This is a genomic window from Candidatus Thermoplasmatota archaeon (assembly GCA_035541015.1).
GTDB lineage: Archaea > Thermoplasmatota > SW-10-69-26 > JACQPN01 > JAIVGT01 > DATLFM01.
The window spans coordinates 1-9,468 of record DATLFM010000090.1; the positions used below are offsets into that span (position 1 = coordinate 1).

Consider the following 9,468-nt stretch of genomic DNA (forward strand, 5'->3'; position numbering starts at 1 on the left):
GCCAGGAAGGAAAGATGCGGCAGCGTCTGGCTCGACACTTGGCCCAGGCTTTCGCCGGTGGCCAGGGCATCGAAGCCCTCCCGGCGGGCCAACGCCTCGGCCGTCTTGAGCATGAAGACCTTCGAGAGGACGAAGTAGTATCGCCGCTTGCCCTCGCGCGCGATGTCGGCGAAGAGCTCGCCTGCGTCCACGACGCGCAGGCGCCGCAAGCCAAGCAGGCCCGCGAGCCGGATGCACTTCTCCGTCGGACGCCCGTCCGTGAAGGGCTCGAGCGAGAAGTGCAGCGCTTCGACCTCGTGGCCGTCTCGTTGGAGCAGGCGCGCGGCGACGGGGCTGTCGAAGCCGCCGGAGAGGAGGAGCAGGACGCGCACGAAAGGGGGGACACGCCGGCCGACGAAAGCGTTTTCGGCGGATCGGGCAGCAGGTTCGGGCGGGAAGAAGGTGGGCCCGCCCGGGGGGTGATTCAGGACGGCACCGAAACGACGGTCCCGCTCCCATCCCCGGATGGCCGGCCGGCCATATCAAGCCGGAAGGGGCGCCAGCCGAAGCTTCCGCTGGAGCGGGTGAAGCCCGGTCGCCTGCTCGCGGCGCGTTTCCAAAATTATTTCCATTCGCGAATCCTTGATCGTTTGGGATGCACGTGAGCCTTCGCGATCTCTCGTTCTCGCTGTGCGCCGTCTCGGCGATCGTCGTCGGCGGGTGGTTCGGCGGATTCACCGTCGGCGCCGGCCTTGCCGCGGTCTTGGCCATAGGCGCGCTCGCCGCCGTCCTCCTTCGCCCGGCCCGGAACACCCCCAGGCGCGAAGCGCTCCGCGCCGTGGCGACAGGCGCTCCGGCCGCGCGTCCGCGCGTCGCGGTCGCCGGGCGACCGCTCCGCATGGAACAGCTTCCGCTTGCGGGCCCCATCCTTCGCTCGCTGGACGCGGGGAAGCGGACCTTGGGCAAGTGCGGGAAGTGCGGGACGTCCCTCACCCTTTCCGCGCGGCGCCCGGTCAAGGCGCGCTGTCCCGTGTGCGGACACGCGAAAGTGCTCGTTTGAGGGAATCGCCGGTTCCAGGCATCCTTTTTGCCGGGGGCCGGCCTACCGGAAGCAGCGGGTGATGGGATGATCGATCTCGTTCCAGTCGCGCTAGGCTTTGCCCTCGGCGTGGTGGGGACCTTCCTGGCCATGGAGGTCGGCATGCGCCGAATCCGGAACCGGGAGGAGTCCAAGCTCACGAACATGTGGAGCCTCTCCGAAGTGCTTCAGGAAGGACAGCAACCGCGCATCGTCGCCACCCGCATCGAGGGCCTCACCGTCCCCCGCGGCGCGCGCGTGATCCTGCCGCGCGGCGTCGAGCCCCCGCCCGAGATCCTCCGCGCCGCCAACGTGCGCGTCGCCGAGAACGTCGACGTCAACTTCGCCGTCGGCCGCGAAGCCGCGCTCGTGTTTGCAAGCCACGTGCACCCCCGCACCCTTGCGGTCTGGACCGTGGACAAGCCCATGCTCGCGCGCCTTGCGTCCGAGTTCAAGAAGCTCTGGGACGCGGCGGAGCCCTTCACGCGCAAGTACGCCATCGCCGACCTCGCGGGCAAGCCCCAAGGCGACGTCGAGGTGGGAGGCGTCGTGCTCGACGCGGCCGAGAAGAACGGCCGCTACTTCCTGCGCGTCCAGGAGCAGGGGCATCTTGCCACGGTCGTCACGCAGGACGACATGGCGCACCTGAAGGGCACGGCCGTGCGCATCCTGGGACGCCTCGAATCGAGCGTGAAGGAGCCCATCGTGCTCGCCACGAAGGTCGAGAAGGCGCGCGCGCCGGCAGCCGCGCGATAAGCAACCTTCAAGCGACCTCCGCCGGTTCCGTCTCCGTTGTCCACGCTCCTTCTCAAGGGCGGCACGGTCCTCACCCAGGACGACGAGCGCCGCGTGCTCGGGAACGCCGACGTGCTCGTCGAGGGCGACCGGATCGTCTCCGTCGGCAAGGCCAAGCCCTCCCTCAAGGCCAAGACCACGATCGACGCCAAGGGCATGCTCGTGCTCCCCGGCCTCGTCAACGCGCACACCCACGCCGCCATGGCGCTCCTTCGAGGCTACGCCGACGACCTCGCCCTCAAGGAGTGGCTCGAGACGCGCATCTGGCCCGCCGAGGCCAAGCTTGCGGCCGCCGACGTGCGCGCCGGCACGGACCTTGCGATGCTCGAGATGATCGCCGGCGGCACGACGGCGTTCAACGACATGTACTTCTTCACGAACGAGATCGCCCAATCCGCCCGCGACGCAAACGTCCGCGCCGTGGTGGGCTTCCCGTTCCTCGATTTTCCCACGCCCGAGGCCAAGCCCGACGAGATGCCCTCGCTCGCGCGCGCGTTCCTCGCGCGCTGGAAGGGCGATCCCCTCGTGACCCCCGCCGTGGCGCCGCACGCAACGTACACCTGCGCGCCGCCCACGCTTGCGCGCGTGGCCGAGCTCGCGCGCGAGCACGAGGCCCCGCTCCATGTCCACTGCGCCGAGACGCGCACGGAGGTCTACGACGTCGAGCGCCGGCACGGCGCTCGCCCGGTCGCGCTGCTCGAGAAGGCCGGATGCCTGGGCCCCAAGACGGTGCTTGCCCATTGCGGCTACGTCACGAAGGAGGAGGTTCGGACGATCGCCGCCTCGGGCGCCGCCGTCGCGCACTGCCCCGTGAGCAACCTCAAGCTCGCCACGGGGGGCGTCGCGCCCGTTCCCGAGCTTCTGGCCGAGGGCGCGTCCGTCGCGCTTGGCACCGATGGCCCGGCCAGCAACAACACGCTCGACATGTTCGAGACGATGAAGCTCGCGGCGCTTCTGCACAAGCAGCATCGTTGGGACCCCACCGTGCTGCCCGCGCAGACGGCCTTCGACCTTGCCACGCGTCACGGCGCAAAGGCCCTTGGCCTTCAAGCCGGCTCCATCGAGCCGGGCAAGCTTGCCGATCTTGTCGTGCTCGACCCGTCGTCGCCGCGCATGCGCCCCCTGCACGATCCCGTAAGCCAAGTCGTCTACGCCGCGCGCTCGACGGACGTGCGCACGGTCGTGATCGGCGGCGCAGTCGTCATGCGGGACCGAAAGTTCGCGACGCTTAAGCCCGAAGGCGTGATCAAGGCCGCCGAGAAGGCCGCAGCGAGAATCGTCGGCGCCTCGTGAACGGTTCCGCCGTTATGGGGAAAACCTTATCCTCCGGAAACCCGGCTCGCAGCCCGTGCGCGCGTTCCTTGTCGCTGGGCTTGTTCTGCTTCTGGCCGACGTTGCGGTCGCCCATCCGATCGAGCACGATCCCGAGGCCGGATGCAAGAAGAAGGTCGCGCTCTGGCCGCTGAACTGGGGCGGCATCGATCCCGATCCTCGCCACATCGACCCTTCGCAGCCCGGAAACCTTCTCCATGTCGTCAAGAGCATCGGCCGCGAGGGCGGCGGCAACTGCATGAGGTGAGCCTAGCTCCAGTGCGCAAGCTCGCGGAACTGCGCGATGCGCGCCTCGATCTCCTTGGGCGAGCGGTCTCGGAGTCCCTCCACGCTGAACCGCTCCACGCAGAAGCTCGCCACCGCGCTTCCGGCGATCACCGCCCGGCGCAGCGACGGCTCGTCCACGCGGCCCTCGGCGGCGAGGCTTCCCACGAAGCCGCCCGCGAAGGCGTCGCCCGCGCCGGTGGGGTCGAACACCTCCTCCAGGGGCAGGGCGGGGGCCGCGAACACGCGCCCGTCCGTGAACAGGAGCGCGCCGTGCTCGCCCTTCTTCACGACCACGGACGAGGGGCCCATGCGACGGATGGCCGCGGCGGCCTTCACGAGGTTGGGCGTGCGCGCGAGCTCTCGCGCCTCCGAGTCGTTCACGACGAGCACGTCCACGCGCTTCAGCACGGACGCGAGGTCGGAGGGCGCGTTCTCGATCCAGTAGTTCATCGTGTCGAGGACGGCAAGGACGGGCCGCGACGGCAGCTGGTCGAGCACCTTCCCCTGGATCGAGGGAAGGAGGTTGCCGAGGAACACGAAGGGCGTCTGCCGCCACGCGGGGGGAACCTTCGGGTCGAACGTGGCAAGCGTGTTGAGCTCCGTAAGCAGCGTGTCGCGCGCGTTCATGTCGAAGTGGTACCGGCCGGCCCACCGGAACGTCTTGCCCCCGGCCACGCGCTCGAGACCCGACAGGTCGACGCCGCGCGCGCGCAGGAACTCGAACGCGTCGGCCGGAAGGTCCTCGCCGCAGACGCCGACGAAGCGGACGGGCGCGAACAACGAGGCTGCGGCGCTTGCGTACACGGCGCTTCCGCCAAGCACGCCCTGCGCCTTGCCAAAGGGCGTCTCGACGTCGTCGAGGCCGATGGAGCCGACGACAAGGACCGGCTGCGGGCTCATGGCGGTCGCCACGCCGTCGGCCGATTTGAACCTGCCGCCCCGCGGCCTACTTGGCCGCAAGCTCGGCCTGCTGGATCACAAGCGTGCCCGAGTCCCGCTGCCACTCCGGCCGCGAAGCGACGATCTCCAAGCGCTTTTGGAACCACGGCGCGTCGAGCACGATGGACTCGTACTCGCCGCCCTCGCCCGACACGTGGACGCCCTTCTCGCGGTTCAACCGTTCGAGGTCCAAAAGCGCCTGCGGATCGAGCCTCCGGCCCAGCCACGACGCGTCGAGCCCTTCTGCCGCGCACGCCACGACGCGCGCGTCCACGCCCGCGTCGATGAGCTCCCGCACGAGACGCGAGCCGTCCTTGTGCCACAGCGGCGCGTAGGAATGGACGCGAAGCTCGTGGCAGACGCGCTCCACGCGCGTGCGCTGGTACTCGCTTGCCACGGCGCCCGAGACCACGCCGCGGATGCGAAGGCCCGAAAGGGCGCGGTGGAGGTCGGAGAGCTCGCGCTCCTTCTCGCCGGACGACTTTGCCATCACGTGCTCGATGTCCATGGCTTCTGCCAGAAGCGGCGTCCAGCGGAGGTTTGGAACGTGGAACATGTGGCTCTCGGGATTCCGCGGCAGCAGCGTGACGAGGTGCGTGACCTCGAAGCCCCACTGCTGCGCGAGGTGGACGGCAAACGTGGAGTCCTTGCCTCCCGAGAAAAGGGCCGCCACGCGCACGAGCCGCAGACGGCGCGCGGTGGCTTAAGCGGCGCGATCCATTTTACTGCGCAATTGCGCAGTAAACCCCCCCGGCGACGGCTCGCTACCGCGCCCGCCGCGCGCGCGACCGCCGCGCCGCGCGCTTGGGAAGCGACGAGGGCGCCGGCAGCGATCCGAAGAGGTCGCGCCGGGTGTCCCGAAGGACCGGACGCCGGTTGCGCGCGACGTCGAGCTCGGCAAGGTCGACCGTCTCGGTCACGTCGGCCGCTTCGAACAACGGCGCCTTCGCGCGCTCGTCGCCGCGGGGCCCGTGCACGCGCGAGCCGCCCCAGAAGTCGACCTGGTCCTGCATGCCGGCGATGTTGCAGAAGAGAAGCCACGAGGTCGTCTCGACGGCGCGGGCGGGGAGCACCGCCTCGAAGTAGCGGCGCGAGATGTTGGGCGAGGCGGAGATGCACGCGAGCACGTCGGCGCCGGAGAGCGCGAGCGTCTTTGTGACCTCCGGGAAGAAGAGGTCGTAGCAGATGCAAAGGCCCAGCCGCCCGAGACCGGTCTTGGCCACAACGGTTTCGCGGCCCGGGCCGAAGTACAGGCCCTCCTCGAAGACGCTGAACGTCGGGAGGTGGATCTTGTCGTAGTGCCACGTCTCTCCGTCGGGCGCCACGAGCACGGCCGCGTTGTGGACGACGCCGCGGATCTCCGAGGCGCGCGGCATGCCGAAGAGGACGTGCGCGCCGGATCGCCGCGCGATCGCTCGGACCCGTTGCACGGACGGACCGTCGAGAGGCTCGGCAAGCGTGCGCAGGAGGTCGCGCGCGAAGTAGCCCGTGAGCGAGAGCTCGGGGAAGACGTGGAGGTCGGCCCGCGTCCGGCGGACCGCGCGCTCGAAGGCGGCGAGGTTCGCCTTCTTGTCCGCGATGGCGGGCGCGAACTGGTGGAGGGCGGCGCGGAACGAGCCCATCGGCAGGTACATGAAGGGTCCCCGGGATGAACTTTCCCGATGCCCCGCGCGCCGGCGCCTTCCGACTTCGACGCGGCCGAGGCGCGGCGCACGATCGTCTCGTTCGTGGCCGGCCGCCTGCGGGAGGCCCGGGCGAAGGGAATCGTTCTTGGCGTGTCGGGCGGCATCGACTCGGCGCTCGTGGCCGCCTTGTGCGCCGAGGCCGTCGGCCCGCGGCGCGTGCTCGGGCTTCTCCTTCCGGCGGCCGATTCGCATCCGCGCGACGCGCGCGACGCGCGGCTCGTGGTCGATCGCCTGGGCATCCGGTCCGAGAGCGTCTCCATCGAGGGCGTGCTCGCCGCCGCTCGCGAGGCCTGCGGGCACCGCTTGAACGACCGCGCGCGGGCGAACCTCAAGGCGCGCGCCCGGATGCTGCTTCTCTACCAGCACGCAAACGCTCTCTCGTTTGTCGTCGCCGGCACGGGCAACAAGAGCGAGATCCTCACGGGTTACTTCACGAAGTTCGGCGACGGCGCGGGCGACCTGCATCCCATCGGCGATCTCTACAAGACGCAGGTGCGCGGGCTCGCGCGCGCGATGGACCTTCCAAAGCCGGTCCTCGCGAAGCCGCCCACGGCCGGATTGTGGGCCGGGCAGACCGACGAGAAGGAGATGGGAATCCGCTACGCCGAGCTCGACGCCGTCCTCGCGTGCATCGAGGACGGGCTCTCGCGGGAGCAGGCGCGCGCGCGGACCGGATTGTCGGCGGCAAAGGTGGACAAGGTGCACCGCATGGTGGAGCAAAGCCAGCACAAGCGCGCGGGCTTGATCGTGCCCAAGATCGGCTTTCGCACGCCGGGGCTCGACTGGCGCGTGCCGCCTTCCCGGGGGGCGTAGGCGTGCGCGCGGAGATCCAAGTGTGGCTCAAGGAGACGATCGACGGGTGGAAGGCCGACGTGATGGTCGTCGAGGGCACGAGCCGGACCAAGCACAAGGTCACGCTGTCGAAGCCGGACCGCCAGCGCCTGGGCGGGCTCTCGCAGCCGCCGGAGGTCCTCCTCGAGGAGACGTTCCGGTTCCTTCTCGCGCGCGAGCCCAAGGAGTCCATCCTGCGAGCCTTCGACGTGAGCGACGTGCAGCGCTACTTTCCGGACTTCCCGGCCGAGATGCAGCGGCGGATGTCGCGGTAGCGGTCAGCGGAACTCGACGCGATACCCGCACGCGCTCTCCGCGCTCGATCCGCGCAGGGCAAGATCCTTCTGCCCGCAGGCGGGGCATTGGGCCATCCCGAAGAACCGCTCCAGCCACGCTTCCTGGAACTCGCGGTCGTCGCGCGTGCGCGGCTGGTTGAGAAGCTCGACCTGGGCGAGGACCTCGTGCGCCTGGTGCGAGGCGGCAAGCGGGCGCAGCCGCTCGACGTCCACGGGGCGACGCTGGCGGAACGCGGGGACAAGGCGCGCCCGCAGGTAGGGCACCATGGCGGCGCCCAGGAGGAATCCGCCGAGGTGGCCCCACCAGGCGACGTTCGTGTTCATGAACAGGCGCAGCACCTCGAACCCGAGGTACGCCGCGCCCGCGAGGTAGGCGGGCATGTTCACGAAGATCGCGATGAAGCCAAGCGGCACGGGCACGGGGACCATCTCGCGCGGGAAGAGGAAGATCGTGACGCCGATGAGGCCGAAGATGGCCCCCGAGGCGCCCACGGTCGGCAGGATGTCGGCAAGGAGCGTGAGCGTCGGGCTCACGCCAAGCTCCACGACGGGGATCGTCGCAAGCGCGCCGGCGGCGCCGGCCAGCAGAAAGACGGCCGCGAACCGGGTGGGACCGATGCGGTCCTCGAGGCGCGAGCCGAAGATGTAGAGGAAAATCAGGTTTCCAATGAGATGCAGCAGGCCGCCGTGCACGAAGGTTGCCGAGAGGGGGGACCACCATTGCTGGGCGGACAGGAAAGCGGGCGAGCGGAAGCCAAGCTCGAAGGTGATGCAGTCGTGGACGATGGGCCGGCCGCCGACCATGGCGCCCCAGTAGGTGCACAACTCCCGCAGGGGCCCGGCCAGGATCTGCAGCACGAACACGACGAGGATGATGGCCGCAAACGAGTACGTCCACGGGAACCGGCGCCACGCCGTCAACGCGATCCCGACAACGATCACCCCCAGCGCGAGCATGGAAAGGGGGCTTTCGGGAAGGATGGCCATCGAGGCGCGAAGGTTCCACTCCCTTAAACCGTTTCCCGGATACCCAAGGTCCCCAGGGCTTCCGGGAGCAGGAAGGGCGAGGCCTGATTCAGGCGAGAAGCCCTGAGCGGGCCTTATATGCTGCTTGCGCGCCGAAACAGGAGCCGATGCCCGCCAAGAGGAAGCCCCCGGCCAAGAAGACGGCCGCCGAGCCACAGGCGAACGCGATCCCCTCGCCCGCGTCGATCTACCTCGGCGACATCATCCGCGTCGAGCGCCGGTACGTCGTCGACGGCGTCCTCACGTGCGTCACGGACAAGGGCACCTACTCGGGCGTCCAGTACCTCGGCAGCCTCGAGCACCTCATGCTCGAGGACAAGGAAGGCGTCCGCATGATCCCGCTTCCCACCATCAGCGAGATCTTCCTCGAAGAGGCCGCCCCCCGCCCCGAAACCGACGGCAAGAATTTCGATCCGTCGTTTGCGTGAAGGGCGCACGGAGCAGGAGAGAGGCCCGCGGGCATCTTCCCGCGCCGCCGTTCCATTTCACGCGCGCCGGTTACAGAGACGAGCCGACGAGAAGGAATATTCGGTCCGACGACGTCGCGAAGGTGAATGCGACCATTCCCGCAGGGCCTAGTTGCCCTTATCGTTGTTCTTCCTTCTTTCGCGGTAATCAGTGACGCCGCGTCCCGGCCCTACGTGCCATTTGTGGGGATCATAATTGATCGCGACAGTGGGACACCATTCAGTCTCGAACTCGCTCCGTGTCGAGGTAATCCCGTGGTGGGGGTTGTTCGTGGCTGCGGCACGGCCTCCGATCCCTATGTGATTGAGAGACTGGACATTGGCCGACGGCCTGGATTACATGGCATTGACGTCCGATTTACAACAAAACATCTCCTCATTCGCGATGTTTGGATCCGGAATATGAACGTCGGTATTCTCATCCGGGAAGCGAGCAATATCCGCGTGGAAGGCGTTCTCGTCGAAAACAATGGGGATGGTGGGATTCAGGCCTTTTCTTCCTCGAACATCACGGTAATCGACTCGGTCGTTCGATCGAACAGAGGCGACGATGCACTAGTGATTTCGGCAGCCGACGTCCTAGTGCGAGGAAATCAAATCATGAATAACGACTTCAATGGAATCACAGTCGTAACCCGGGACAGCGACCGCATCTTCATTCGCAACAACACGATCGCCAACAACAGCGGCGTAGGCGTGTACTTTTACGACGTGGGTTCGGTGGAACCTACGCCCAACCGCATTGAAGGAAATGTCATTTCCGGGAACGCGGG

At 68.3% G+C, this 9,468-nt stretch carries 13 protein-coding genes; 8 read left to right on the plus strand and 5 right to left on the minus strand.

Annotated features, from left to right (window positions below; translation table 11 throughout):
• Positions 1-371: tRNA 4-thiouridine(8) synthase ThiI (locus VM681_08100; protein ID HVL87946.1), on the minus strand; the 371-nt coding region annotated here is incomplete at its 3' end.
• Positions 372-634: 263 nt separating this feature from the next.
• Here VM681_08100 and VM681_08105 point away from each other — a divergent pair.
• The 4 genes from VM681_08105 to VM681_08120 all read left to right on the plus strand — a co-directional run bounded on the left by VM681_08105 (position 635) and on the right by VM681_08120 (position 3,431).
• Positions 635-1,039: a hypothetical protein gene (locus VM681_08105; GenBank protein HVL87947.1), complete on the plus strand. Its 405-nt coding sequence runs from the start codon at positions 635-637 to the stop codon at positions 1,037-1,039.
• Positions 1,040-1,105: 66 nt separating this feature from the next.
• Positions 1,106-1,813: a hypothetical protein gene (locus VM681_08110; GenBank protein ID HVL87948.1), complete on the plus strand. Its 708-nt coding sequence runs from the start codon at positions 1,106-1,108 to the stop codon at positions 1,811-1,813.
• A 36-nt stretch (positions 1,814-1,849) separates the two neighbouring features.
• Entirely contained in the window at positions 1,850-3,145 is a 1,296-nt protein-coding gene (locus tag VM681_08115) for an amidohydrolase (protein HVL87949.1), read from the plus strand.
• A gap of 55 nt (positions 3,146-3,200) precedes the next feature.
• Entirely contained in the window at positions 3,201-3,431 is a 231-nt protein-coding gene (locus VM681_08120; GenBank protein ID HVL87950.1) for a hypothetical protein, read from the plus strand.
• A 2-nt stretch (positions 3,432-3,433) separates the two neighbouring features.
• Here the strand turns inward: VM681_08120 and VM681_08125 are convergent, their stop codons facing one another.
• The 3 genes from VM681_08125 to VM681_08135 form a co-directional block, all read right to left on the minus strand.
• Positions 3,434-4,351 (minus strand): PfkB family carbohydrate kinase, encoded by a 918-nt coding sequence (locus VM681_08125; protein ID HVL87951.1) that lies wholly within the window; start codon positions 4,349-4,351, stop codon positions 3,434-3,436.
• 46 nt (positions 4,352-4,397) lie between these two features.
• Complete coding sequence (locus tag VM681_08130) at positions 4,398-5,069, minus strand: diphthine--ammonia ligase (GenBank protein ID HVL87952.1); 672 nt, start codon at positions 5,067-5,069, stop codon at positions 4,398-4,400.
• A gap of 85 nt (positions 5,070-5,154) precedes the next feature.
• Positions 5,155-6,012, minus strand: a complete 858-nt coding sequence (locus VM681_08135) for a carbon-nitrogen hydrolase family protein (protein ID HVL87953.1) — start codon at positions 6,010-6,012, stop codon at positions 5,155-5,157.
• Positions 6,013-6,051: 39 nt separating this feature from the next.
• Between VM681_08135 and VM681_08140 the strand changes: the two genes are divergently transcribed.
• Both VM681_08140 and VM681_08145 read left to right on the plus strand, forming a co-directional pair.
• A complete protein-coding gene (locus tag VM681_08140; protein HVL87954.1) occupies positions 6,052-6,888 on the plus strand; it encodes an NAD+ synthase in 837 nt (278 codons plus the stop codon).
• A 2-nt stretch (positions 6,889-6,890) separates the two neighbouring features.
• Complete coding sequence (locus tag VM681_08145; protein HVL87955.1) at positions 6,891-7,181, plus strand: hypothetical protein; 291 nt, start codon at positions 6,891-6,893, stop codon at positions 7,179-7,181.
• Positions 7,182-7,184: 3 nt separating this feature from the next.
• Here VM681_08145 and VM681_08150 read toward each other — a convergent pair whose 3' ends face one another.
• Positions 7,185-8,189 (minus strand): rhomboid family intramembrane serine protease, encoded by a 1,005-nt coding sequence (locus VM681_08150; protein HVL87956.1) that lies wholly within the window; start codon positions 8,187-8,189, stop codon positions 7,185-7,187.
• Between the two features lie 146 nt (positions 8,190-8,335).
• Here VM681_08150 and VM681_08155 point away from each other — a divergent pair, with 146 nt between their 5' ends.
• Complete coding sequence (locus VM681_08155) at positions 8,336-8,656, plus strand: hypothetical protein (protein HVL87957.1); 321 nt, start codon at positions 8,336-8,338, stop codon at positions 8,654-8,656.
• Positions 8,657-8,950: 294 nt separating this feature from the next.
• On the plus strand, positions 8,951-9,468 hold a 518-nt coding region (locus VM681_08160; GenBank protein ID HVL87958.1), incomplete at its 3' end, for a right-handed parallel beta-helix repeat-containing protein.

Coding starts and splice junctions, on each gene's coding strand:
- VM681_08110 (HVL87948.1), top strand. CDS start 1,106: ATGATCGATCTCGTTCCAGTCGCGCTAGGCTTTGCCCTCGGCGTGGTG.
- VM681_08125 (HVL87951.1), bottom strand. CDS start 4,351: ATGAGCCCGCAGCCGGTCCTTGTCGTCGGCTCCATCGGCCTCGACGAC.
- VM681_08135 (HVL87953.1), bottom strand. CDS start 6,012: ATGGGCTCGTTCCGCGCCGCCCTCCACCAGTTCGCGCCCGCCATCGCG.
- VM681_08155 (HVL87957.1), top strand. CDS start 8,336: ATGCCCGCCAAGAGGAAGCCCCCGGCCAAGAAGACGGCCGCCGAGCCA.
- VM681_08105 (HVL87947.1), top strand. CDS start 635: ATGCACGTGAGCCTTCGCGATCTCTCGTTCTCGCTGTGCGCCGTCTCG.
- VM681_08140 (HVL87954.1), top strand. CDS start 6,052: ATGCCCCGCGCGCCGGCGCCTTCCGACTTCGACGCGGCCGAGGCGCGG.
- VM681_08150 (HVL87956.1), bottom strand. CDS start 8,189: ATGGCCATCCTTCCCGAAAGCCCCCTTTCCATGCTCGCGCTGGGGGTG.